A 25,279-nucleotide genomic window follows, 5' to 3' on the forward strand; every position below is an offset into this window, starting at 1 on the left:
GCACGTCGCAGGGGGACCGGGCAACAAGGGGGCGGCACAGGAGAAACAGGATGAGCAAAAGCCTCAAGCGCGTGGCCAGGGCCTTGGAAGAGGCCGGGCTGGCGGCAGATGTGATGGAAATGGATGGCAGCACGCGGACGGCTGCGGAAGCGGCGGATCAGGCGGGATGCGAGATCGACCAGATCTGCAAATCGGTCATCTTCCGGGGCGAAGACAGCGGCGCGGCCCTGTTGTTCATCACCGCGGGCGGCAATCAGGTGGATGCAGCCAAGGCCGGGGCCCTTGCGGGTGAACCGCTCGGCAAGGCCGATGCCGCGCTCATTCGCGCGCAGACCGGGTTCGCCATTGGGGGCGTTTCGCCTGTGGGGCACCTGAACCCGATCCGGGCCTGGTTCGATCCGCGCCTCTCTGCCTTTGACAAGGTCTATGCGGCGGCGGGCACCCCGCGCCATATCGTGCCGATCGCACCAGAGGACCTGCTGCGCCTGACAGGGGCGGTCCCTGCCGATTTCACCGCCTAGAGATGCGCCAGAACGGACCGGGCCGCGCGCAGGCCCGGTGCCTCGCCCCCTGCCCCGATCCGATCCATGGTCAGGGCCATCGCCTCGATCTGCGCCGCGCGTGTGTCTGTATCGGTCAGCAGCTTTTCCAGCGCCGGAACGATCAGGTCGGGGCGGCAGTCCGGTGACAGGAAGTCGGGCACATGGCGGGTGTCGGACACCAGATTGACCAGCGTCACCGTGTCGATCAGCGCCGCGCGCTTCATCAGGAAGAACGACAACCGGTTCATGTCATAGGCCACGACCATCGGCGTCGCATTGGCGGCCAGTTCCAGCGATACGGTGCCGGATGCCGCAAGCGCCACGTCAGCGGCGCGAAAGGCCGCGCGCTTGTCAGTGGCGTAGCTGACTGGGGCCTCGCTCGGGTCCAGCAGGATCGGCCTGACCGACCAGCTTTCAAGGGCATCCCGCAAGGCCGGGGCCACATGGGCCACCGTCGGCACTACGGCCTGCAACCCCGGCACACGCGCCGAAAGCTGCGCCAGAACCTCGCCAAAAACCGGGGCCAGCCGCGCCACTTCGCTGCGCCGCGATCCGGGCAGCATCAGCAGCAAGGGCGCGTCAGCGGCGATGTCATAACGGGCGCGGAAGGCGGCGGCCTCGGCCTCGCTCGCCACCGGCTCATTCACCACCGGATGGCCAACGAAATCGCAGGTCATGCCTGCGGCCTCCATATAGGGCGGCTCGAAGGGCAGCAGCGCCAGCACGTGATCCACATGGCGCGCCATCTTGGCCGCGCGACCAGGACGCCACGCCCAGACAGACGGCGCAACATAATGCATGGTACGGATATGCGGTGCGGTTTCTCGGACCTGTCTGGCCACGCGAAGGCAGAAATCGGGGCTGTCGATGGTGATCAGCGCATCGGGGTTCAGCGCCACGACCGCCTCTGCCGCCTGTCGTTTCAACGCGAAGAGGTGACGCAATTTCGGCAGCACCTCGGCAATGCCCATGACCGCCAGTTCCTCCATCGGAAACAGGCTATCGAGCCCCTCGGCCTGCATCAGCGGCCCGCCGACCCCGTGAAAGATTACATCCGGGTGAAGCTCCTTGACCCCCTGCATCAGCGCGGCCCCAAGCCTGTCGCCGGACGACTCTCCCGCAATCAGGAAGAGCGTCAGGGTCATGGCGCGGCCCAAAGTGCGATGCCGGATGCCTCGCAGGCCGTTTCCACCGCATCGCGATCCAGGATCAGCACCGATCCGGCGGCGATCTCTATCCCGGACAGCCCGGCCTCCGCGGCCTTCATCACGGTCGCGGGGCCGATAACGGGCGTGTCCATGCGCAGATCCTGCCCCGGCTTCGGCCGCTTGACCAGAACCCCGCGCGAACCGGGCAAGGACATGCCGACGAAGCGCAGCATGGCATCGGTGCCTTGCAGCGTTTCGATGCCGATGACCTGGCCCTTTGCGGCAACCGCGCCCTGCCCCACATCGAGCGGTCCGAGCGCATCCAGCACGGACCGGGCCCGCGCGGCATCGCGCAGTTGCGCGTTCGATGCGTCGCCGCTGATTGGGCCTTCCGCCGCCACAAGATCGGGGCGCAATTCGAGCGCCCCCACGACGCGAAACCCCTGTTCCTCGAAGATTGCTGCAATGGTGCGCAGAAGCGTATCGTCCCCCTGCGCCATCGCCCCGGCGACGCGCGGCATCAGTGCCATGGTTTCCGCGTCCATCAGGGACGGATCGAACGCCGGGCGGCTGAGCGCCCCGGCAAAGGCCAGTTCCTCGACGCCTGCGGCGCGCAGATCCGCGAACAGCGCCCCGAACTGTTCGAACCGCGCAGGGATGTCGGGCGCGTCCAGCGGATCGCTCTCCGCACCCTCCAACCGCACGACATGGGCAGGCCCTGCCTGTAGCAAAAGCCCCGGAAGCACACCCGATCCTGCGATGATTGCCCGCGCCACGCCGATTACCTCGGCGTCAGGAAAGACCGGTCGGTCTGACCCATGATGAAGTCGACGATCTGGGTGACATGGGGCGAGTCCGGGTTGTCTTCGGACAGCCGCCGGGCACGATCCATAAAGGTGCCCTCGCCCTGCGCCAGTTGCTGAAAGGCCGCGCGCAGCGCGGTGATCTCGGCCCTGTCGACGCCGCGGCGTTTGAGGCCAACAAGGTTCAGCCCGTCCAGTTCCCCGCGCGGGCCCTGCACCAAGCCATGGGGGATCACGTCATTCGTCACCATGGACAGCGCGCCGATGATGGCGCCCTTGCCGATGCGCACCCATTGGTGAATGCCACAGAGCCCGCCGATGATCACGTCATCCTCGATCACGCAATGACCCGCGACGGCGGCGGAATTCACCACGATCACCCGGTCGCCCACCTGCGCGTCATGGGCGATATGGCAGCCCGCCATGAACAAGCCGTCATCCCCGATCCGCGTGACGCCGCCACCGCCCTCGGTGCCGCAATTCATCGTCACATGTTCACGGATGCGGTTGCGTTGGCCGATGATCAGCCGGGTATTCTCGCCCTTGAATTTCAGATCCTGCGGGATCTCTCCGATGACCGCGAAGGAAAAGACAGTGGTCTCATCCCCGATCTCGGTCTGGCCGGTCACGACGACATGGGGTTTCAGCACCACGCCACGCCCCAGAACGGCTTGCGAGCCCACCACGCAGAACGGGCCGATCTGACAATCGGGCCCGATTGTGGCACCCGGTTCGATCACGGCCGAGCTGTGAATCTCGGCACTGGCATCAATGGCCATGGGGCGCTCTCCTAGGCGGGAAGATCCATCATCGCGGTAAACTCGGCCTCACAGGCCAGTTCGCCCTCAACCTCGGCGCGGCCCGCGAATTTCCAGACCTTGCCGCCGGGCTTGCCGCGAATGACCGAGACATGCAGTTCCAGCACGTCGCCGGGCCCCACTTTGCGGCGAAATTTCACCCCGTCGATGCCCATGAAATAGACCAGCATGTTCTTGTCCGCCAGATCCGCAGACACACCGACCATGATCGCCGCGGCCTGCGCCATCGCTTCGATGATCGTCACACCAGGCATGATCGGCACACCGGGAAAATGGCCCTGAAAATGCGGCTCGTTCATGGTCACGTTCTTGATGCCCACGGCGCTTTTGAACGGAACGATATCGCGCACCTTGTCCACCAGAAGGAACGGGTAGCGATGCGGGATGATCCGCTGGATCAGGTCGATATCGGCGGTGGTGGGCGTGTCGGCCGTCATGGGGCTGCGATCCTTCTTGTTTACCTGCCTTGGTGGTAGCAATTCGGGCCGGGGCCGACAAGCAGCGCTTACGGGGCGTTCGAGATGACCTGGTCGAGGATCGGCTCTTCTCCGCCATCGCCAAGCTCGGCATTGACGCGTTGCAGCGCCATTTCCGTGACATCACCGCCTTCGGCCACATAGATGACCACGCGCGAGTCGAGAACGGCCGCCGCGCCGATATCGTTGAGCAGACCGCTCAGAATGGGGGTGATCAGTTCGAAAAAAAGCTGCTCTGCTCCGTCGGCCTGAGCCCTGAGGCGGCGCAGACGTTCCGCCTGCACCGCGCGGATTTCCTCGGCTCTCCTGTCGAAATCCTCGGCCAGCGGGCGGAATTCCTCGGCACTCATGGTGGCGCGCTGTTCGGTCAGGGATTGCTCTTCTTCCAGAAGCGCCGTTTCCAGTTCACGGTTCTGGCGCGACAGGGCGCTTGAGGCCTCTGCCAGTTCCTCCTGGACGCGCTGCCCAAAGAGGGACTCCGAGAACAGCCGTTCCTGGTTGAGAATGACGATCGGCGGCCCGTCGATCCTGCCAATGGACAGCGGCTGAGCGAAAACTGGCCCGGAAAGGGCCAGCATCGCAAGACTTATCAGGATCAGGCGCATGGCCTGCCGTCAGAACCGTGCTTCGACGGTAAAGTCAAAGCTGCGGGTCCGGTCGTATTCCTGCGCGTCCAGCACATGGCTGAAGTTGAAGCGCAACGGTCCGATCTGGGTGTCCCAGAAGATCGAGACCCCGACCGTCTGACGGATATGCATGTCGTCATCGACCACGCCACCAAGGGTATTGTCGAGCCCCCAGACAGAGCCGATATCGTAGTACAGACCGCCCGTGATGCCGTATTCCTCGGGCAGGCCAATCGGGAAGGCCGTCTCGAAACGGGCAGCGAAGTAGTAGTTGCCGCCCAATGCATCCGCCGCAGTTCCGGCATCGGTCAGGTCACGCGGACCAACCCCATTGCCCTCGAACCCGCGCAACTGACGCGAATTCAGACCAAAGCGGTCGATCCGGCGGCTGTTGCCGGACAGCATGTTCAGCGCGCCGCCTTCTAGAGTGGCCCGCAGCGACACCTCTTCGCGCATGATCGTGGTTTCCGCCACCATCGCAGCCGTTGTGCGGATATATTCGTTATCCCCGCCAAGCCCGGCAAAGTCCTGTCCGAAGCTGAAGCTGAAGCCGGCATTCGGGTTCAGGCCGGTGCCAAGTGTGCTGTAGCTGTAGGTATAGCCCACGGAGGATGTCAGGCGAGAGCCTTCCTCGGCCTGAAGGATCGCCGATGAGGTCAGCGGCACATCGAAAATGCCATCATCGGAGATCCGGTAGTTCAACGCCAAGCGGCTGTTTTCGGTCAGCGGGAAGGACACCGAGGGGCTGAAGCCGACGCTGCGCGTGTTGTAGCTCGCGTTCTGTTGGCTGGTGGTCGTGTAATACGCGGCCAGGCCAAGCCGCAGATCGCGGCCTAGGAAAGCCGGTTCCGTGAAGGAGAAGTTGAAGCTCCGGGAACCCTCGGACGTATCGAACCCGAAGCGCAGCGCCTGACCACGGCCGAGGAAATTGCTCTCAGAGAAGTTGACGGCCAGGCCGACACCGGTATCGGTCGCGAAGTTCACGCCAAATCCGAGCGATCCGGTCGGTTGTTCAACAACATCCACGTCGAGGATCACCTGATCGGGGGTCGAACCCGGGCGGCTTTGCACCGTCGCATCCGAGAAGAATCCGAGGGCACGGATGCGCTCTGCGCTTTGGCGGATCTCGCGCGGGTCGAGCGGGTCGCCCTCTGCACTGCGGAACTGACGGCGAATCACCCGGTCGAGCGTGGTGGCGTTGCCTTCAATGTCGATGCGCTCGACGAAAACGCGGTCGCCGCGGGTGATGACGAACTCGATATCGAGGGTCAGGTCGGCATCATTGCGGGTCACGCGCGGTTCCACCCGGATAAACCGCAGCCCCATGCTGGAGGCGAGATTTTCCATCCGCGTGATCGTGTTGTCGACCAGTCGGGGCGAATAGGTCACCCCCGGGCGCACGGCGATCGTTTCCTGGAAGGGCTGTGCATCCACGTCGGCAATCTCGCTGACGGTGGTGATCTCGCCGAACGAGAAGCTTTGTCCTTCACGGATGTTGAAGGTGATGAAATAGGCGTTGCGTTCGCGCGCCAGTTCCGACGTGACGCTTTGAACGGTGAAGTCGATATAGCCCCGCTCGCGGTAGAAATCGGTCAGCAATTGCTGGTCGAAGGCCACGCGGTCGGCCACGAAAGTGTCAGACCCGATCAGCTGCCGGAATATACCGGCCTGGGTGCTTTCCATGACCCGGCGCAGACGCCGGTCGCTGAAGTCACGGTTGCCGACGAAGGTAATGCGCTCGGTTTCCACGACGCGGCCCTCGGTCACTTCGAAGACCAGATCGACGCGGTTCTCATCACGGCGGATGATGACAGGGGTCACGGTGGCGGTCAGGCGACCCTGCAACCGATAGGCTTCGGTGATGGACGCGGCATCCTGTTCCGCCTGCGAGGGCGAATAGACGCGGCGTGGCTGCGAAGTGACAACCGTCATCAGCATATCGTCTTCGAGCCGGCGGTTGCCCTCGATATTGATGCGGTTGATCGTCGGGTATTCCTGCACGATGGCCACCAGAAGCGAGCCGCGCGGATCAAGTTCCGCGCTTTCGAACAGGCCCGAGTTCTGCAGGCGCTGATAGGCATCGTTCAGCTGCGCGGCAGAGATCGTCTGCCCTGCCGGAATGTCGAGAAAGGCAAGGATCGTGGCAGGATCGACACGATCATTTCCCTCTACGGCGAAAGACGTGAACCGGTAGGTCTGTGCATGGGCGCTGCCCGGCACCAGAATCAGCCCTGCCATCAGTACCGCAAGAACGGCAGCAAAATGCCTGAATCTACCGGAAAATCCCGTTTTCACATCCATCGAATCCGCCCCGCCAAGTATCTAAGCTCCTGAAAGCTCTATCGCGCGCGGGTAGGCTTGTCAAAACGCGTTAACCCACGGTGTAGGAGTAATTTCCGACCGTGGCACAAGATATACATAATTCCGGGTGGAATCACCAAACCGGCAGCCAGTCAGGATGCCGGTTTACAGGTGTTCGGCAGGGCCAAAGCCCCGGAAGCGTGACAAATCAGAGGGAGACCAGCCAACCGGCCACGGTCAGTGCGCCGACAATCATCACCGGCACAAGGAAGCGGTCGATATTGACTTCCACAAAGAAGCTGAAGCTGCGGTAGCTTTCGTTGATCATTCTCATTGGTCTCGCCTCGGTCTGCTTCTTGGGGCGCAAGGCCCCTTGCAGATATGAGACTCGCGCTCAAATTGGGCGCGAATGCGGCACCGCCTTGACGCTTTTGCGAATTGTTAAGCTTTGGCAGTCATCTACCTGCGACAGCCTGTCCCGCCCTGCCCGCTTACGGGCAGAACAGGTCATTTGTCAGGGCAAACAGCATCAGCGACAGGATCAGCGTCAGCCCCACCGTCATGAAGATGCGCATCGCCTTGTCCGAGGGCGGGCGTCCGGCAATGGCCTCGAAGGCGTGAAACAGCAGATGGCCGCCATCCAGCACCGGGATCGGGAACAGGTTCAGCAGGCCAACGGCGGTGGACAGCACCGCCACGAACCAGAAGAAGCTTTCCAGCCCCTGACTGGCCGCCGCGCCGGATGTTTCGGCGATGCCGATCGGACCCTGCAGGTTGCAGCTGGAAATCGCGCCGGTGATCATGTGCCACAGACCCGACAGCGAGGTCTGGATCACGTTCACGACCGTGGCAGCGCCGCCGGTGATGGCCGGGCCAAGGCCCACGCGGGTGATCTCGGGATCGAAGAACAGCCCGCCGGTGACGCCGATCAGCCAGCGGGTCTCGAAGCCGCCCTCGGGCGATGGCAGGTCCATGCGGCGCGGGGCAAGGGTGATGTCGATCATCTCGCCATCGCGCCAGACCTCCAGCGCCAGTTCCGCACCTTGCGACGCTTCAACGGCGGTGCGCAGCTCTTCGAACGCATGGACCGGCGCGCCGTTGATGGTGCGGATCACGTCGCCGCGTTCCAGCCCGGCATCCATAGCGGCAGACCGTGGGGTGACACTGTCGACCACGGGAATCAGCGGGAAATTGGCCTCGAGGCTCAGATCGGAGCCATTGCGCTCAATCTCGTAGGTCAGGGTTTCCGCGGGCGGCAGCGTGCGACCGAGCTCGAATACATCGGCCAGGGTATCCACCGGCTCCCCCTCAATGGCGGTGATCAGATCGCCCTGCTGTAACAGCTGCATCTCGGCAGGCATCGGGCGCAGATCGCCGACCAGCGGATCCTCAGACGCCTGCCCCGACAGCATCATCACGCCCGCAAAGATCAGGATCGACAGGATGAAATTGAACACAGGCCCCGCCGCCACGGTCGCCGCCCGCGCCCACAAAGGCGCGCCATGCATCGACCGGCGGCGTTCCTCGGCATCCAGCGCATCGACTGCCGCCGCATCCTTGCCCGAGGCCGCATCCGCATCGCCCAGAAACTTCACGTAGCCTCCGAAGGGCAGCGCCGCGACCTGCCACTTTGTGCCGTGCCGGTCGACCCGAGAAAACAGCACCGGCCCGAAGCCGAGCGAGAACACTTCCGCATGAATGCCCGACCAGCGCCCCACGATGTAGTGGCCATATTCATGAATCGCGACGATGATCGACAACGCCGCCACGAAGGCCAGAAGGGTAAAGGCAAAGCCACCGAAGGTGGGGATTAGGTCGGTCACGCGGTCTGCTCCTGTCTGCTGTTGGCCAGGTCTTCTGCCCGTACCCTCGTCAGATGGTCGGTTTGCAGCACTGTCTCAAGGCTGTCCATGGCATCGGTAAGGCGAATTTCGCGCGACATCGCGTCAAGTGTCGCCTCGACCAGCCCCGCCATGTCGGTAAAGCGCAGGCGCCCGGCGATGAAATGATCGAGCGCCACCTCTTTCGCGGCGTTGAACACGGCCCCTGCCCCGCCGCCCGTCGCCATCACCTGCCGCGCCAGTGTCAGCGCTGGAAAGCGGGCCTCGTCGGCGCGGCGGAATTCCAGCGTGGCAAGCTTGGCGAGGTCGATCCGCTCCACCGGCAGCTCGCGCCGTTCGGGCCAGTGCAAAGCATAGCCGATGGCATGGCGCATATCGGGCGCACCCAGATGGGCCATCAGGGCCCCGTCCGAGAAGCCCACCAGAGCATGCACGATGCTTTGCGGATGGATGACGGTGTCGATCTTCTCGGGCGCGATGCCGAAGAACTCCCGCGTCTCGATCAGCTCCAGCGCCTTGTTGAACATGGAGGCCGAGTCGATGGTGATCCGCTGGCCCATATCCCAGTTGGGATGCGCGCAGGCATCCGCGACGGTGGCTTGGGCCAGCCGTTCCAAAGGCCAGTCGCGCAACGCGCCGCCCGATGCGGTGATGATAACCCGCTCAACCGCGGCCATATCCTCGCCCACCAACGCCTGAAACACGGCGGAATGTTCGCTGTCCACGGGCAGGATGCGCGCGCCATGGGCGCGGGCCTCGGCCATTAAAAGCGGCCCGGCAGTCACAAGGCTTTCCTTGTTGGCCAGCGCCAGCGTGCGCCCATGGCGCAGCGCGTGAAAGCCGGGGGCAAGCCCCGCCGCGCCGACAATCGCGGACATGGTCCAGTCGGCGGGCCGGTCGGAGGCCTCAATGAGCGCCTCGGCCCCGGCGGCCACGGCAATGCCGGTTCCAGACAGCGCCTCTCGCAGCGCAGTCAGGCAGTCGTCGAAACAGGTCACGGCAATCTCGGCGTTGAACTCCCGCGCGTCGGCAGCCAGCTGCGCCACATTGCGCCCGCCGGTCAGCGCCACGACGCGATACGCCCCCCGGTCGCGCCGGATAAGGTCAAGCGTGCTTTGCCCGATCGACCCGGTGGCCCCGAAGATGCTAACCAACCGGCTCACATCAACAGGCCCCCGACCGTGGCCATGGCCAGCGTCGCAACCGCGCCCGCGCCGGTCATGCCGTCGAACCGGTCCAGCACGCCACCGTGACCGGGAATGAGGTTCGAGGCATCCTTGACCCCCACATGCCGCTTGATCGCGCTTTCCACCACATCGCCCATCTGCGAGGCGAGCGACAAAAGCGGCGCGATAACCAGCACCATCACCGGTTCAAACCCCAGAAGGCTCCATGCCACCGCCGCCGAGGCAATCCAGCCCGCAATGGTGCCCGACCATGTCTTCTTGGGGCTGACCTGCGGCCAGAATTTCGGCCCGCCAATGATGCGGCCTGCAAAATAGCCTGCAATATCAGTGGCCACCACGACGCCCACAAGGAAGGCCACGAAGATCAGCCCATACATGACGCGCAGATAGAACATGCCGGCCACGGCGAAGAGGAAGAACATGCCGTAAAGGACAAAGATCCAGCGGTTTTGCGGTGTGACCGTCTGCACCCCGCCCCAGATGGCGAGGCCCAGAAAGGGCACGATCCAAGGGGTCAGGAAGATGGAGTCGAGAAACCCCTCGCCCGTCGCGAAGGTAAAGATCTGCGCGACACAGGTGGCCAGCACAGCCGTCGCCGCCAACCCGCCCGCGCGGATCGGGGTCTCTCCGCCAAGCAGGCGATGCAACTCCCAGATGCCGAAGCCGCCAAGCGCCACCAGCCCGAGAAGCAGCGGATAGCTGCCCACATAGATCAGGCCGAAACCGACAGCCGCCAGCACCACGCCAGAGACCACGCGCGGGCCCAGATCGCCCCATTTGCCGGCAGCACTCATGCCTTCACCGCACCGAAACGGCGGTCACGCTGGCCGTAGCGGGCCAGAACCTTGGCGAATTCCTCGGACGAGAAATCGGGCCAGAGCGTGTCGATGAATTCATATTCCGCATAGGCCGACTGCCAGAGCAGGAAGTTGGAAATCCGCGCCTCGCCCGAGGTGCGGATCACCAGATCGGGGTCAGGCAGATAGCAGGTATCGAGGTAGCGCGGCAGGGTTTCGCCATCCACGTCTTCGGGTTTCAGCTTGCCCGATGCCACATCCTGCGCCAGCCGCTTTGTGGCGCGCGCCACCTCGTCCCGGCCGCCATAGTTCAGCGCAATGGTCAGGTTCACCCCGGTGTTTTCGGCGGTCAGCAGTTCCAGATTGTCCATCATGTCCTGCAGGCGCGGCTCCAGCCGGACCCGGTCGCCGATGAAGCGAACGCGCACGTTCTTCTGGTGCAGCTCTTGCGCCTTGTTGGTGATGAAGCGCTTGAACAGGCGCATCAGCCCCGCCACCTCGGTCTGGGTGCGTTTCCAGTTCTCGGTCGAAAAGGCAAATATCGTCAGGTACTTGACGCCCATGGGGGTGCAGGCCTCGACGATTTCCTGCACGCGACGGGCCCCGGCATGGTGGCCCACCAGACGCGGGCGCCCGCGCTGCTTGGCCCACCGTCCATTGCCATCCATGATGATCGCCACATGGCGCGGGGTGTTGCTTGACTGGTCCTTCGGGGCCATCGGCCTTCCCCACCGGGCGATCACACAGGTCCTCAGACCTGCATGATCTCTTCCTGTTTCGTCGCCAGAAAGGCGTCAACCTTGGCGATATGGGCGTCGGTGAGATCCTGCACTTCGCTTTCCCAAAGCTTCTGGTCGTCCTCGGACATGCCGTCGGCCTTGGCCTTCTTGATCTGATCCATGCCATCGCGGCGCACATTGCGGATCGCAACGCGGGCATGTTCCGCATAGTGCCCCGCGACCTTGGTCAGTTCGCGGCGGCGTTCCTCGTTCAGTTCCGGGATCGGCAACATGATGATGGTGCCGTTCATCTGCGGATTGATGCCAAGCCCGCTTTCGCGAATGGCTTTTTCAACCTTGTTCACCATCGACTTGTCCCAGACATTGATGGTGACCATCCGCGGTTCGGGCACGTTCACCGTACCCACCTGATTGATGGGGGTCATCTGGCCATAGGCCTCGACCTGCACCGGCTCCAGCATCGAGGCCGAGGCCCGGCCCGTGCGCAGCGATGCGAATTCCGTTCTAAGGGACGCCAGCGCGCCATCCATCCGGCGGCTCAGATCGTCCAGATCAATCTCGATATCGTCCTCGGACATGCCCGTTACTCCGTCAGGTCTTGATCGTTTCAGTGGGTTCTACCCCGTTCACAGCACCTTTGTATAGGTGCCTTCCCCGGCAAGGATACCTTTGAAACCGCCGGGCTCGTCCAGGCTGAACACGATGATCGGCATGTCATTCTCGCGCGCGAGTGCAATGGCAGAGGCATCCATGACGCCGAGATGCTGCGCCAGCACGTCGTCATAGGAAATCGTGTCATAGCGCGTGGCGTCGTCGTACTTGACCGGGTCCTTGTCATAGACCCCGTCCACTTTGGTTCCCTTGAAGATCGCCTGGCAGTTCATTTCATTGGCGCGCAGCGTCGCGGCGGTATCCGTCGTGAAATAGGGGTTTCCGGTGCCGGCGGCGAAGATCACCACGCGCTTCTTTTCCAGGTGGCGCACGGCGCGGCGGCGGATATAGGGCTCGCAGACCTGATCCATCGGAATGGCACTGATCACGCGGGTATGGATGCCGAGTTTCTCCAGCGCGCCCTGCATGGCCAGCGCGTTCATGACCGTGGCCAGCATCCCCATGTAGTCGGCGGTCGCCCGTTCCATCCCCTGCGCGCTGCCCTGAAGGCCGCGGAAGATGTTGCCGCCGCCGATCACCATGCAGATCTCGACGCCCATGGAATGCACCGACTGCACTTCCTTGGCGATGCGCTCCACGGTCGGGGGATGCAGCCCATACCCCTGATCGCCCATCAGCGCCTCTCCCGAAATCTTCAGCATGACGCGGGAATAGGCGGGTGCGTGCGCGGTGTCGGAGGGCATGGAGAGTCCTTGAATATGTGTGATATGGCTGGCGCGGAAGGCGCGCCCATTCTGGGTTGCTTTGCGACCGGGCGCAACATGGCCTAAATAGCGGCTGTGTTCAACGGGCAATCAGACCTGTTGCGAAACGGTGAACAGACTTCAGGAACGGTCCATAGGCCATTGATTAATATAAATACACTCTCTGCGGAGTTGCCGATTCTGATTGCCGGGCCAACCGCATCGGGAAAAACCGCGCTGGCCCTGGAAATCGCAGGGCGGCAGGGCGGCCGGATCATCAATGCCGATGCGTTGCAGGTCTATGATGGCTGGCGTGTTCTGACCGCACGCCCGTCGCCGGAAGAAGAGGCCGCCGCACCCCATGCGCTCTTCGGTCACGTGCCGTTCGACGCGGAGTATTCCACCGGGCACTGGCTGCGCGATGTACTGCCATTTCTGTCCGGTGGCGACCGCCCGATCATCGTGGGCGGAACGGGCTTGTATTTTGCGGCACTGACAGAAGGCCTGGCCGAAATTCCCGCCACCCCGCCAGAGATCCGGGCCGAGGCGGACCGGCTGGACGCCCTCGACATGCTGGCCGATCTGGACCGCGAAGACCCGCTGATTGCGGACCGGATCGACCGGCAGAACCGGATGCGGGTGCAACGCGCCTGGGAGGTCTTGCGCGCCACGGGGCGGCCGCTATCCGGCTGGCAGGCCGATACGCCCGCGCCCGCCCTGCCCCTTGCCGCTGCGCAGCCCCTGCTGCTGACCGCAGACCGCGATTGGCTGGCGGAACGAATCGAGCGGCGCTTCGACCTGATGCTGGCAGGCGGTGCGTTGGATGAGGCCCGCGCGCTTGAACCGGTCTGGCACCGGGCGGCAGGGGCCGCGAAAGCTATCGGCGGGCCCGAACTGATTGCCGTCATCCGGGGGGAGATGTCCCTGCAGGAAGCCCGCGAGGCCGCCATCATCGGCAGCCGCCAATACGCCAAGCGGCAGCGCACTTGGTTCCGCGCCCGGATGGGCAACTGGCAGGCGATCCCCCTGCCCTGACCCGAGCCAAAAGCGATTTCGCCACGAGGTCACTTTCCTTGCTGCGCGTCTGCGCCTAGGCTCCGCGCCATGACACAGGTGTATCGCGTCACATCGCTGGCCAAACTGCGCAGCGCTGCCCCTTGGCGGCATGCGACCCTGCATTCTCATCCGCGACCGCAGCTTTTCTGGTTCACGCGCGGCCAGGGCCGGTTTTCCATCGGGGCGGTGACGCGGGGCTACGGGCCCAATACGGCGGTCTATGTTCCGGCCTCGACGATACTGTCGCTGGAGATTTCCGGCCAGGTCCAGGGCGAGCTTCTGGAACTGCCGCTGGACCCGACACTGAACCTGCCGACGGTTCCGTTCCACATCCGGGTGACGAGCGTCGAGGCGCAGTCTCAGTTTTCAGGCTATCTGGACAAGATCGAGCAAGAAATCGCGGCCCATGCGGCCGCACGGGACGAAGCCCTGCGCGCCTATGGGTTGCTGGTGTCGGTCTGGATCGCCCGTCAGTTGACCATCCATGACGGCAGCATCCTGCGCGACCGGACACACGTCTTGGCTGAAAAATACGCAGCCCTCGTCGAACGCGGGTTTCGCAGTGGCAAAGGGGTCGCGGACTACGCGGAACAGCTCGGGGTGACGCCGACGCATCTGTCCCGCATCTGCCGCGATGCCTCGGGCCGCCCGGCCTTGGCCATCCTGCAGGAACGCATCGTTCACGAAGCCTGCAAGATGTTGGTTGATTCCGACATGGCCGCCCGCGACATCGCCTCGGAACTCGGGTTTTCGTCCGCCGCCTATTTCACGCGCGCCTTCTCGAAACTGACCGGGCGTACCCCGTCGGAGTTCCGAAAGCTTCCCCCGGCTCAGCAGATTCTCGTGAGCGGCTGACCCGTTGCCATCTCGGCAATGCTGCGAGTGCATGTGGCTTGTCGCAAGCATATGTCGCATTTCAACATTCATCATGTCGCAAAATGACAAAAAAAGTCGTGGCCTGACCATTGACGGGTGGCAGGGAAAGGTGCGGTAATGATCGCTGTAACTCATCTTCGGGATCGGCTGCTCTCCGGCCTGAAGACGGGCAAAGAACATAAGAGTGTGTCACAGGGAGACGACAATGACGCAACAATCCACCTCATTCCTTAAAACGCATCCCGCAGCGGAAATGTATGCGGAGGAATACAAGAAAGGCCAGTTGAGCCGCCGCGAATTCCTGACCCGTGCTTCCGCGCTCGGTGTCGGAACCGTTGCTGCCTACTCGATGATCGGCCTGTCGCCGGCGGCCGCCGACGGCCATATGGCGGCGCCTTCCATGGGCGGCACCCTGCGCATCCAGCAGACCGTGCGCCCGGGCAAGGACCCGCGTTCCTACGACTGGTCGGAACTGGGCAACATGTCCCGCGGCCTGACCGAATACCTCGTGGAATACAACCGCGACGGGTCGTTCACCGGCCGCCTGCTGGAAAGCTGGGAAGCCAACGCAGACGCCACCCAGTACACCCTGCATGTGCGTCAGGGCGTGACCTGGAACAACGGCGATGCATTCGACGCTGAAGACGTTGCCGCGAACTTCCGCGGCTGGTGCGACAGCTCGGTCGAAGGCAACTCCATGGCGTCCCGTATGGGCGGTCTGGTCGATCCCGACACCGGCGTGGCGCGCGAAGGCGGCATTGTCGTCGTTGACAGCCACACCGTTCAGCTCAACCTGCCCTCCGGCGATATCTCGATCATCGCAGGCGTGGCGGACTACCCCTCTGCCGTTCAGCACCGCGACCTCATTGGTCAGGACCCGCTGGTTCACGGCGTGGGCACCGGCGCTTACATGCTGGAAAGCCACGAAGTGGGCGTGGGCGCTGTCTGGGTGAAGAACCCCAACCACACCTATTGGGGCAACGCCTATCTCGACCGCGTCGAGTTCGTTGACCTCGGCTCTGACCCGGCAGCCTGGCTGTCCGGCGCGGAAGCCGAAGAATTCGACATGACCTACGAGACCACCGGTGACTTCATCGACATCTTCCAGGCCATTGGCTGGGAAACCTCGGAAGCCACCACCGCGGCGACCCTGTGTATCCGCATGAACCAGAACAACCCGCCCTATGACAACGTGATGGTGCGTCAGGCGGTGAACATGGCCGTTGACCGGTCCGTGGTTCTGGAACTGGGCTATGCCGGGCGTGGCACGCTGGCGGAACACCACCATGTCTGCCCGATCCACCCGGAATACGCCGACATTGGTGAACCGACCCACGATCCAGAAGCAGCCTATGCTCTGCTGCAGGAATCGGGCCATGCCGACCACGTGTTCGAGATCGTGTCGCTTGACGGTGGTTTTGAGCGTGATTCGACCGATGCCCTCGCCGCGCAGCTGCGTGATGCTGGCTTCAACGTCGACCGCCGCGTGATCCCGGGCTCGACCTTCTGGAATGACTGGGCAACCTACCCGTTCTCCTCCACCACCTGGAACCACCGCGAACTGGGGGTCATGGTGCTGAACCTGGCCTATCGCTCCGGCGTGCCGTGGAACGAGACCGCCTACGCCAACCCGACCTTCGATGACCTGCTGACCCAGGCCAGCGGTATCCCGGACGCAGATGCGCGCCGCGAGATCATGGCCCAGATCCAGCAGATCATGCAGGACGACGCGGTTGTGAACCAGTCCTACTGGCGCTCGCTCTATCGCAGCTACGTGCCGGGCCTGGTCAATGCAGACATGCATCCCAAGTTCGAGATCAACATCCACCACATCGGTTGGGCGTGATGTAATCCTTGGGGCGGCGATTCAGATCGCCGCCCTTTTTACCTGCTGATACGGGGGTGGTCAGCGCGACCATGTCCGTTCCCAACGGTTCACCAAGAAACCGGCCAATCCGCCTCAGGCGGCACTAGCGACAGGGAAACCCATGGGACTCTTCATTCTACGCCGGCTCGGCGTCATGATCCTGACCGCGCTTTGCCTCACATTCGTGGTCTTCTTCCTCACCAATCTCGGCCCCAACCTCGAAAAGCTTGCCAAGACGCAAGGCAACGCCCGCATGACGGACGCAGAGGTTGTGCAGTGGCTCGACAATCGCGGCTACAGCCGCCCGCTGCTGGTGCGCTATGGCGAATGGCTTGGCGTGGCGCCGGGCTGGACGCGCGTGGCCCCTGACGGGACCGAGACCGGGCGCTGTGTCGATCCGGGAAGCACGATCGCCGAATCGCCGACCTTCTGCGGCGTGTTCCAGGGCGACCTTGGCTATTCCACCGTGTCCGCCGACGAGGTGTCCAACGTGGTGGGTGGCCGATTGGCGCTGACCGGCTGGCTGATGCTGCTGGCGTTCTCGGTCATGGTGCCCGCCGCGCTTATCGTCGGGATCATGGCAGGGATGCGCGAGGGCAGTCGGCTTGACCGAAGCCTGTCGACCTTCTCCATCGCCTCGACCGCGACGCCGGAATATGTGTCGGGCGTGATCTTCATCATCCTGTTCGCCTCCTCCACGTCGGGCCTGTCACCGTGGTTGGCGGCAAACGGATGGATCGACGGACGAACGCTGTTCCTCGGGTCCGCGCGGTCAGCAATGACCGACATCACCTTCTGGAATTTCACCCTGCCGGTGATCACCATCGCGCTTTACGGCATGGGCTATATCGCCCGGATGACCCGCGCCTCGATGGCCGAGGTCATGACGGCGCAATATATCCGCACCGCGCGCCTCAAGGGTGTCAGCTTCCGCAATATCGTGCTGAAGCACGCGCTTCGGAACGCGCTGATCGCGCCCTTCACCGTCATCATGTTGCAGATCCCATGGCTGCTGACCGGTGTTGTGATCGTCGAGACGCTGTTCAACTACAATGGCTTTGGCTGGACGCTGGTTGAAGCGGCGGGGAACAATGACATCGAAATGCTGCTGACCTGCTCGGTCGTGGCTGTCTTCGTGGTTCTGCTGACGCAGCTGATTTCCGATATCGGCTATGTCTACCTGAACCCGCGTATCCGCATCTCTTGAGGAGGACCGAGCAATGGAACCACTGAACTGGACCGGGTCACTCGGGACCTTCCTGAACCCGCTGATGCTGTGGGCCGTCTATGCCTTCATCGCAGCCTTCCTGGCCAATATGGCCATGTCGATCATCGGGATGCGTCAAGCCGACCCGATCGTGAACCCTGATCACACGATCAGCTACAAGCTGGGACCGGTGGATTATGCCCTGCTGGTGATGAAATACGCGGTCTTCGTGTTTCTGGGCGCCATCGCCGTCCACATCGTGGCGGGCATCCTGCAACCCAGCCACGAGGCGCGTGGCATCATCGGCGGGCTTGGCGCGCGCTTCCTGCCTGTCTGGATCGCGTTGATTGCCTCCTTCGTTCTGTCGATCCGCTTCAAGCGGCGGCTTGGGCTTTATGGCAAGCTGTTCGACAACCTGATCGGCATGATCGGGTTCGGGTTGGCGATGTTCTGGCTGTTCACGGCCATCTTCGCCCCGATGATCGCCACCCATGGCGCCATCGACCAGGTCGCATCCATGCGGAACGCGGTTCCGGGATCCGCCGTGGCGGGCGGGGATGAGGGGCTGTTCGCCTACTACCTGCTCGGCGGTGATAACCTCGGCCGCGACGTGTTCAGCCGGATGATCTTCGGCGCCCGCGAGGTGTTGACCATCGCGCCGGCGGCCACGCTCTTCGCCTTCATGGTGGGCATCACCCTTGGACTGCCTGCGGGCTATATGGGTGGTCGCTTTGACACGCTGATCACCTTCGTGGCCAATCTCGTGCTGGCCTTCCCGGTGATCCTGCTGTTCTACCTGCTGGTGACGCCCGAGATCGTCGAGGCCGGAGTGCCGGTCTACATGGCGGCGGTGTTGTTCATCCTGCCGGTGATCTTCCTGTGGGTGCTTTTGTATTCCCGCTATCGGTCGCAACCGCACATCATCAAATGGGTGGCGATTCCGATCACTCTGCTGCTGCTGCTTCTCTATCTTGGCACGGTGTTCCGCTTCGACCCGTTTGTCTGGCTGGCGACCTCGTTCATTGGCTACCTCAACCAGGGCAACCCGGTGTCTGAATGGATGATGACGACGCGCGACAGCTATGAACCGCTGATCGGCATCCCGATCGACGGCAACCTGCTGATTGTCTTCGTGTCGGTGGTCTTCGTGAACAGCCCCACGGTGTTCCGTATCGTTCGCGGCCTCGTGCTGGACATCAAGACACGGGACTATGTGGCGGCGGCCCAGACAAGGGGCGAGGGTCCGTGGTACATCATGCTTTGGGAAATCCTGCCCAATGCGCGGGGACCGCTGATTGTCGATTTCTGTCTGCGGATCGGCTACACCACCATCCTTCTGGGAACCCTGGGCTTCTTCGGCCTTGGCGTTGACCCGGAAAGCGCCAACTGGGGCTCCACCATCAATGAGGGCCGGGCGCTTCTGCGGCTCTACCCACATCCGCCCCTGCCCCCGGCGCTGGCACTGATGACGCTGGTGCTTGGCCTTAACCTGCTGGCCGACGGCCTGCGTGAAGAAAGCCTGAAGGACTGATCCCATGACCGATGCATATGACGGACCGATCCTTGAAATCGAAAACCTCTCCATCAGCTTCTTCACGCGCCTGCGCGAGATCCCGGCGGTGATGGATTTCTCCTGCACGGTGATGCCGGGCGAGGCCATGGGCCTCGTGGGCGAATCCGGCTGCGGGAAATCCACCGTGGCGCTCGGGGTCATGCAGGACCTTGGCGTGAACGGGCGCATCGTGGGCGGCTCGATCAAGTTCAAGGGCAAGAACCTGAACGAGATGTCGATGCAGGAACTTGCCAAGATCCGCGGCAAGGAAATCGCGATGATCTATCAGGAACCGATGGCCTCGCTCAATCCGGCGATGAAGATCGGCAAGCAGCTGATGGAAGTGCCCATGATCCACGAGGGCGTTTCCAAGGAGGAGGCCTACAAGCGCGCCTTGGAAGTGGTCACCGATGTGCGCCTGCCGGACCCGGAACGCATGCTGGATGCCTATCCGCACCAGCTGTCCGGCGGTCAGCAGCAGCGCATCGTCATCGCTCTGGCGCTGATGGCGAACCCGTCGCTTCTGATCCTCGATGAACCCACCACCGCGCTCGATGTGACGGTGGAGGCCGCGGTGGTCGAGATCGTCAAGGAACTGGGCAAGAAATACGGCACCTCGATGCTGTTCATCTCGCACAATCTTGGCCTGATCCTCGAAACCTGCGACCGGCTGTGCGTGATGTATTCGGGCGAGGCGGTGGAAACCGGGTCCATCAAGGACGTGTTCGACAAGATGCGCCACCCCTATACGCAGGCACTGTTCCGCTCGATCCCGTTGCCCGGGGCCGACAAGAACAGCCGTCCCCTGTTGGCAATTCCGGGCAATTTCCCCCTGCCCCATGAACGCCCGCCGGGCTGCAACTTCGGCCCTCGCTGCGACTATTTCGAGGGCGGTCGATGTGACGCCGGGGATATCCGCATGGATGGCATCGACGGCGATGACCGGCACGAGTCCCGCTGCCTGAAGTTCCGCGAGATCGACTGGAACGCACCAATTGCCGCGCCGATCAAGACCGCGAAGGCCGAGATCGGCGAGGTGGTGCTGAAGGTCGACAACCTCAAGAAATATTACGAGGTCGCGGCCAGTGCGCTGTTCAGTCATGGCGAGAAAAAGGTGGTCAAGGCCAACGAAACCCTCAGCTTCGAGGCCCGCGAATCCGAGACGCTGGCCATCGTCGGTGAATCCGGCTGCGGCAAGTCCACCCTCGCCAAGGTGCTGATGGGGCTGGAGACGGCCACCGACGGCCATGTGGTGCTCGACAACAAGGGCATCGAGGCGGTGCCGATCGAGGAACGCGATACCAAGACGGTGTCGTCCATTCAGATGGTGTTCCAGAACCCGTTCGACACGCTGAACCCGTCGATGACCGTGGGCCGACAGATCATCCGGGCGCTGGAGATCTTCAAGATCGGTAAGAACGAGGCCGAGCGGCGTCAGCGGATGCTGGAACTGCTGGATCTCGTGAAACTGCCCCGCGCCTTTGCCGACCGGATGCCCCGGCAGCTCTCGGGCGGGCAGAAACAGCGCGTCGGGATTGCGCGTGCCTTCGCAGGCGACGCCCGGATCGTGGTGGCGGACGAGCCTGTCTCGGCTCTCGACGTCTCGGTGCAGGCGGCCGTGACGGACCTGTTGATGGAGATCCAGCGGGAGCAGAAGACGACGCTCCTCTTTATCAGTCACGACCTGTCCATCGTCCGCTACCTGTCGGATCGGGTGATGGTGATGTATCTGGGTCATGTGGTGGAAATCGGCTCGACCGACCAGGTCTTCAGCCCGCCCTACCACCCCTATACCGAGGCGCTTCTGTCGGCGGTTCCGATTGCCGATACCTCGGTCGAGAAGGAACATATCGTTCTGGAAGGTGATATCCCGTCGGCCATGAACCCGCCATCCGGCTGCCCGTTCCAGACCCGGTGCCGCTGGAAGAAGGACGTGCCCGGCGGGCTGTGTGAACGGGATGTGCCGCCGATGAAGAAGCTGGCGGATGGGCATCAGATCAAATGCCATCTCGCGGACGACATCCTGGCGCGGATGCGGCCGGTCATCAAGATCGCGGCTGAATAGGCCACGACCGAGCATGGTGAAACAAGAGACCCCCGGTTCGTCCGGGGGTTTTTCATGTCTTCCCTGAGCGTATGCGCACAGGTCTTTGGTTCAAAACGAAAAAAGGGGGCCCGAAGGCCCCCTGTAGTCTCGCTGTTCAGGCTCACTATTTATACCGCCCGGAGTTTTCTGCCTGCGGCCTGAACCGCGTCAGGGGCGAGCGCACCCGCCCCGTGTTTCAGAACCCGCGCCGGGGCAATTGGCGCAAGTCCCGATCTTGTTGCGCGGGAAAACTCTTCGAAGAGTTTTCAGGAAGGCCCTTCGAAGGGCCTTCCCCGCGCTTAGCTGCACCCGCTGGTCGCCCCGCAGGTGTTGCACTTCATGCAGGTGCCGTTGCGCACCAGCGTGTAGTTTCCGCAATCGCCGCAGGCCTCGCCCTCGTAGCCCTGCATCTTGGCCTTGGTGCGCGCGTCCATTCCGACGGTGCCAGAGGCCACGGCGGTGGTCGTCGTGGAGCTGACCGCGACGGTGTTGCGGGCCACTTCCGGCACCAGCGTTTCCAGCGTCGCCACCGGATCGCCCGCGCCGTTCAGCGCCGTGATCGCCCCGGCCCCGCCTTGCAGAACCACCAGTTCCTGCGGCACCCGCTTGCGCAGATAGCCGGTCGAGGAGATCTGGCGCAGCACGTCAATGGGCGAGGAGGCGCGGCTGTCCGGCACTTCCTCGAAATTGCGCACGCCCTCTTCCTGGCCACGGCCGAGACTGTCGAAGGTGGCGCCTTCCGGCTTCACATGCGCCAGATCGGTGCGGTCCAGATAGCTGACCGCCAGTTCGCGGAAGATATAGTCGAGGATCGAGGTGGCGTTCTTGATCGAGTCATTACCCTGCACCATGCCCGCCGGTTCGAACTTGGTGAAGGTGAAGGCGTCGACGAATTCCTCCAGCGGCACGCCGTATTGCAGGCCCACGGAGACAGCGATGGCGAAGTTGTTCATCATCGCGCGGAAGCCCGCGCCTTCCTTGTGCATGTCGATGAAGATTTCCCCGAGGGACCCATCGGCATATTCGCCTGTCCGCAGATAGACCTTGTGCCCCCCCACAACCGCCTTTTGCGTATAGCCCTTGCGCCGCTCCGGCATCTTCTCGCGGTGGCTGCGGATGATCTCCTTGACCACGACCTTTTCGATGATCTTCTCGGCCAGCACCTGCGCCTTTTCGGCGGGAGTGCCGGTTTCGAGCGTTTCAGCCGCCTCGTCATCATCTTCGACCAGAGCAGCAGCGAGCGGCTGGCTGAGTTTCGACCCGTCGCGATAGAGCGCATTGGCCTTCACGCCGAGCGACCAGCTGAGCTCGTATGCCTTCTGGCAATCCTCGATGGTCGCATCATTGGGCATGTTGATCGTCTTGGAGATCGCGCCCGAGATGAAGCTTTGCGCCGCCGCCATCATGGTGATGTGGCTGTTGACGCTGAGGAAGCGCTTGCCCTTCTTGCCGCACGGATTCGCGCAATCGAAGATATGGTAATGCTCTTCCTTCAGATGCGGCGCCCCTTCCAGAGTCATCGTCCCGCAGACATGATCGTTCGCGGCTTCGATATCCTTCCGGGCAAAGCCGAAATGGCGCAGCATGTCGAAGGTCGGGTCATTCAGTTTCGCCGCCGGGATGCCGAGCACCTTGGTGCAGAACTCTTCCCCAAGCGTCCACTGGTTGAACACGAAGCGGATGTCGAAGGCCGAGGGCAGCGCCGCTTCCACCTTCTCGATCTCTGCATCGCTGAAGCCATGGCCGCGCAGCGTGGTGTGGTTGATGATGGGCGCATTGCCCAAGGTGCCATGACCGACCGCGTGCGAGGTGATTTCCTCAATCTGTGCAGTGGTATAGCCGAGCTTTTCGAGCGCCGCAGGCACCGACTGGTTGATGATCTTGAAGTAACCGCCACCGGCCAGCTTCTTGAACTTCACCAGGGCGAAATCGGGCTCGATCCCGGTCGTGTCGCAATCCATCACCAGACCGATGGTGCCCGTGGGGGCGATGACCGACACCTGCGCATTGCGGTAGCCGTACTTCTCACCTAGCGCCAGCGCCTCGTCCCAGGTCTGTTCAGCGAGGGCAATCAGCGTCTGATCGGGGCAACTGGCGTGATCCAGCGGGACCGGCTTCACCGCCAGATCCTCGTAGCCATCCGTCGCACCTTGGGCTGCGCGGCGGTGGTTGCGGATCACGCGCAGCATATGCGCGCGGTTGCGCTCAAAGCCCGAGAACGGCCCCAGCTCGCCTGCGATCTCGGCGGAGGTCGCGTAGGCCACACCGGTCATGATCGCGGTCAGCGCGCCGCCCATGGCCCGGCCTTCGTCCGAGTCGTAGCCAAGGCCCATGTTCATCAGCAGGCCGCCGATATTGGCATAGCCAAGGCCGAGCGTGCGGAAATCGTAGCTGAGCTGCGCAATCTCCTTGGACGGGAACTGCGCCATCATCACCGAGATTTCCAGCGTCAGCGTCCACAGCCGCGTGGCATGCATGTAGGCTTCCGCATCGAACTTGCCGTCTGTGTAGAAGGTCAGCAGGTTCATCGACGCGAGGTTGCAGGCCGTGTCGTCGAGGAACATGTACTCGGAACAGGGGTTTGACCCCCGGATCGCGCCATCTTCCGGGCAGGTATGCCAGGCGTTCACGGTGTCGTGGAACTGGATGCCCGGATCGGCGCAGGCCCAGGCCGCGTGGCCGATCGTATCCCACAGCTCGCGCGCCTTCACTGTCTTGGAGACCTTGCCGTTGGTGCGGTTGATCAGATCCCAATCGCTGTCCTCTTCGACAGCTTTCAGGAACGCATCGGTTACCCGGATCGAGTTGTTGGAGTTCTGGCCAGAGACCGAGTTATAGGCCTCGGAGTCCCAGTCCGTGTCATAGGTCGGGAACTCGATGCTGGTGTGCCCCTGCTTCGCGTAGTCCAGAACCCGCTTGATATAGGTCTCAGGGATCGCCATTTTCTTGGCGTCCCGAATTGCACTTTTCAGACTTTCGTTCTTTGCGGGATCAACCGCGTCCTCTGCCAGCCCGTCCCACGCTGCAATCGCCGCGAAAATCGCGTTCAGCATCTTCTCGTGCATCTTGGACCCGGCGACGATGGAGGCAACCTTCTGCTCCTCCAGCACCTTCCAGTTGATGAATTCCTCGATATCGGGGTGGTCCGCATCGACGATCACCATCTTGGCCGCGCGCCGGGTGGTGCCGCCGGACTTGATCGCGCCCGCTGCCCGGTCACCGATTTTCAGGAAACCCATGAGGCCAGAGGATTTGCCGCCGCCAGACAGTGCCTCTCCCTCGGCGCGGAGAGACGAGAAATTGGTGCCGGTGCCGGAGCCGTATTTGAACAGGCGCGCCTCACGCACCCACAGGTCCATGATGCCGCCTTCGTTTACCAGATCATCGCTGACCGACTGGATGAAGCAGGCATGCGGCTGCGGATGTTCGTAGGACGAGGTGGATTTCGTCAGCTTGCCGGTCTTGTGATCCACATAGTGGTGACCCTGCGCGGGGCCGTCGATTCCATAGGCCCAATGCAGGCCGGTGTTGAACCATTGCGGGCTGTTAGGCGCTGCCATCTGACGCGCCAGCATCAGCTGCATTTCGTCGAAATAGGCGCGGGCGTCATCCTCGGTGGTGAAGTAGCCCCCTTTCCAGCCCCAGTAGCACCAGGCGCCCGCCAGACGGCGGAACACTTGCTTGGCCGAGCTTTCGCCACCGAAACGCTGATCTTCCGGCAGATCCGCCAGCGCGACCTCATCGGGCACGTGACGCCACAGGAACGAGGGCACGCCCTTTTCCTTGACCGGTTTCAGGATCGCGGCGACCCCAGCCTTGCGGAAATACTTCTGGGCCAGCACGTCTGACGCAACCTGGCTCCAGCCGACGGGCACTTCAACACCGTCCAGCTTGAACACGGTGGTGCCGTCAGGATTGCGAATCTCGGAAGATGTCAGGCTGAATTCCAGGTCCGCATACGTATCCTGGTCCGCCTTGGTGAAACGGCGTTCGATCTTCAT

Annotated in this window: 21 protein-coding genes; 7 read left to right on the top strand and 14 right to left on the bottom strand. The window is 62.9% G+C overall.

Annotated elements, in window-relative coordinates; genetic code table 11:
* Positions 1 to 50: 50 nt before the first annotated feature.
* Entirely contained in the window at positions 51 to 521 is a 471-nt protein-coding gene (locus EP237_RS04600) for a YbaK/EbsC family protein (protein WP_127558592.1), read from the top strand.
* On the opposite strand, the gene lpxB is transcribed toward EP237_RS04600, so the two are convergent.
* The 13 genes from lpxB to pyrH form a co-directional block, all read right to left on the bottom strand.
* A complete protein-coding gene (gene lpxB, locus EP237_RS04605; protein ID WP_127558899.1) occupies positions 518 to 1,681 on the bottom strand; it encodes a lipid-A-disaccharide synthase in 1,164 nt (387 codons plus the stop codon). The genes EP237_RS04600 and lpxB overlap by 4 nt on opposite strands.
* A gap of 2 nt (positions 1,682 to 1,683) precedes the next feature.
* Positions 1,684 to 2,466 (bottom strand): LpxI family protein, encoded by a 783-nt coding sequence (locus EP237_RS04610; protein WP_127558594.1) that lies wholly within the window; start codon positions 2,464 to 2,466, stop codon positions 1,684 to 1,686.
* A gap of 5 nt (positions 2,467 to 2,471) precedes the next feature.
* Complete coding sequence (gene lpxA, locus EP237_RS04615; RefSeq protein ID WP_127558596.1) at positions 2,472 to 3,272, bottom strand: acyl-ACP--UDP-N-acetylglucosamine O-acyltransferase; 801 nt, start codon at positions 3,270 to 3,272, stop codon at positions 2,472 to 2,474.
* 11 nt (positions 3,273 to 3,283) lie between these two features.
* A complete protein-coding gene (gene fabZ, locus EP237_RS04620) occupies positions 3,284 to 3,748 on the bottom strand; it encodes a 3-hydroxyacyl-ACP dehydratase FabZ (protein ID WP_127558598.1) in 465 nt (154 codons plus the stop codon).
* A 68-nt stretch (positions 3,749 to 3,816) separates the two neighbouring features.
* Entirely contained in the window at positions 3,817 to 4,392 is a 576-nt protein-coding gene (locus EP237_RS04625) for an OmpH/Skp family outer membrane protein (RefSeq protein ID WP_127558600.1), read from the bottom strand.
* A gap of 9 nt (positions 4,393 to 4,401) precedes the next feature.
* Positions 4,402 to 6,651, bottom strand: coding sequence for an outer membrane protein assembly factor BamA (gene bamA, locus EP237_RS04630; protein WP_240661494.1), 2,250 nt, complete (start codon positions 6,649 to 6,651; stop codon positions 4,402 to 4,404).
* Between the two features lie 271 nt (positions 6,652 to 6,922).
* Positions 6,923 to 7,048, bottom strand: a complete 126-nt coding sequence (locus EP237_RS23685) for a hypothetical protein (protein ID WP_276316983.1) — start codon at positions 7,046 to 7,048, stop codon at positions 6,923 to 6,925.
* A 157-nt stretch (positions 7,049 to 7,205) separates the two neighbouring features.
* A complete protein-coding gene (rseP, locus tag EP237_RS04635) occupies positions 7,206 to 8,537 on the bottom strand; it encodes an RIP metalloprotease RseP (protein ID WP_127558604.1) in 1,332 nt (443 codons plus the stop codon).
* Positions 8,534 to 9,718 carry a 1-deoxy-D-xylulose-5-phosphate reductoisomerase gene (dxr, locus tag EP237_RS04640; protein ID WP_127558606.1) on the bottom strand — a complete coding sequence of 395 codons (1,185 nt, stop codon included), beginning with the start codon at positions 9,716 to 9,718 and terminating at the stop codon, positions 8,534 to 8,536. The genes rseP and dxr overlap by 4 nt, the downstream gene beginning before the upstream one ends.
* Entirely contained in the window at positions 9,715 to 10,536 is an 822-nt protein-coding gene (locus EP237_RS04645) for a phosphatidate cytidylyltransferase (RefSeq protein ID WP_127558608.1), read from the bottom strand. Before EP237_RS04645 ends, dxr begins: the two co-directional genes overlap by 4 nt.
* Complete coding sequence (locus tag EP237_RS04650) at positions 10,533 to 11,258, bottom strand: isoprenyl transferase (RefSeq protein ID WP_127558610.1); 726 nt, start codon at positions 11,256 to 11,258, stop codon at positions 10,533 to 10,535. The genes EP237_RS04645 and EP237_RS04650 overlap by 4 nt, the downstream gene beginning before the upstream one ends.
* A 32-nt stretch (positions 11,259 to 11,290) precedes the next feature.
* Positions 11,291 to 11,857 carry a ribosome recycling factor gene (frr, locus tag EP237_RS04655; protein WP_127558612.1) on the bottom strand — a complete coding sequence of 189 codons (567 nt, stop codon included), beginning with the start codon at positions 11,855 to 11,857 and terminating at the stop codon, positions 11,291 to 11,293.
* Positions 11,858 to 11,905: 48 nt separating this feature from the next.
* Positions 11,906 to 12,634 (bottom strand): UMP kinase, encoded by a 729-nt coding sequence (pyrH, locus tag EP237_RS04660; RefSeq protein WP_127558614.1) that lies wholly within the window; start codon positions 12,632 to 12,634, stop codon positions 11,906 to 11,908.
* 192 nt (positions 12,635 to 12,826) lie between these two features.
* On the opposite strand from pyrH, the gene miaA reads away from it, so the two are divergent.
* From miaA to EP237_RS04690, 6 genes are all read left to right on the top strand, one after another.
* Positions 12,827 to 13,669, top strand: a complete 843-nt coding sequence (gene miaA / locus EP237_RS04665) for a tRNA (adenosine(37)-N6)-dimethylallyltransferase MiaA (RefSeq protein WP_420812505.1) — start codon at positions 12,827 to 12,829, stop codon at positions 13,667 to 13,669.
* A 69-nt stretch (positions 13,670 to 13,738) separates the two neighbouring features.
* Positions 13,739 to 14,545 (top strand): AraC family transcriptional regulator, encoded by an 807-nt coding sequence (locus EP237_RS04670; RefSeq protein ID WP_127558618.1) that lies wholly within the window; start codon positions 13,739 to 13,741, stop codon positions 14,543 to 14,545.
* Between the two features lie 226 nt (positions 14,546 to 14,771).
* Positions 14,772 to 16,412, top strand: a complete 1,641-nt coding sequence (locus EP237_RS04675; RefSeq protein ID WP_127558620.1) for an ABC transporter substrate-binding protein — start codon at positions 14,772 to 14,774, stop codon at positions 16,410 to 16,412.
* A 142-nt stretch (positions 16,413 to 16,554) separates the two neighbouring features.
* Positions 16,555 to 17,640 carry an ABC transporter permease gene (locus tag EP237_RS04680; RefSeq protein WP_127558622.1) on the top strand — a complete coding sequence of 362 codons (1,086 nt, stop codon included), beginning with the start codon at positions 16,555 to 16,557 and terminating at the stop codon, positions 17,638 to 17,640.
* 13 nt (positions 17,641 to 17,653) lie between these two features.
* Positions 17,654 to 19,171: an ABC transporter permease gene (locus EP237_RS04685; RefSeq protein ID WP_127558624.1), complete on the top strand. Its 1,518-nt coding sequence runs from the start codon at positions 17,654 to 17,656 to the stop codon at positions 19,169 to 19,171.
* Positions 19,172 to 19,175: 4 nt separating this feature from the next.
* Positions 19,176 to 21,257, top strand: a complete 2,082-nt coding sequence (locus EP237_RS04690) for a dipeptide ABC transporter ATP-binding protein (RefSeq protein ID WP_127558626.1) — start codon at positions 19,176 to 19,178, stop codon at positions 21,255 to 21,257.
* Positions 21,258 to 21,577: 320 nt separating this feature from the next.
* Here EP237_RS04690 and EP237_RS04695 read toward each other — a convergent pair whose 3' ends face one another.
* Positions 21,578 to 25,279, bottom strand: coding sequence for a vitamin B12-dependent ribonucleotide reductase (locus EP237_RS04695; RefSeq protein ID WP_127558628.1), 3,702 nt, complete (start codon positions 25,277 to 25,279; stop codon positions 21,578 to 21,580).

It is taken from the genome of Nioella ostreopsis (genome assembly GCF_004000255.1).
Taxonomy (GTDB): domain Bacteria; phylum Pseudomonadota; class Alphaproteobacteria; order Rhodobacterales; family Rhodobacteraceae; genus Nioella; species Nioella ostreopsis.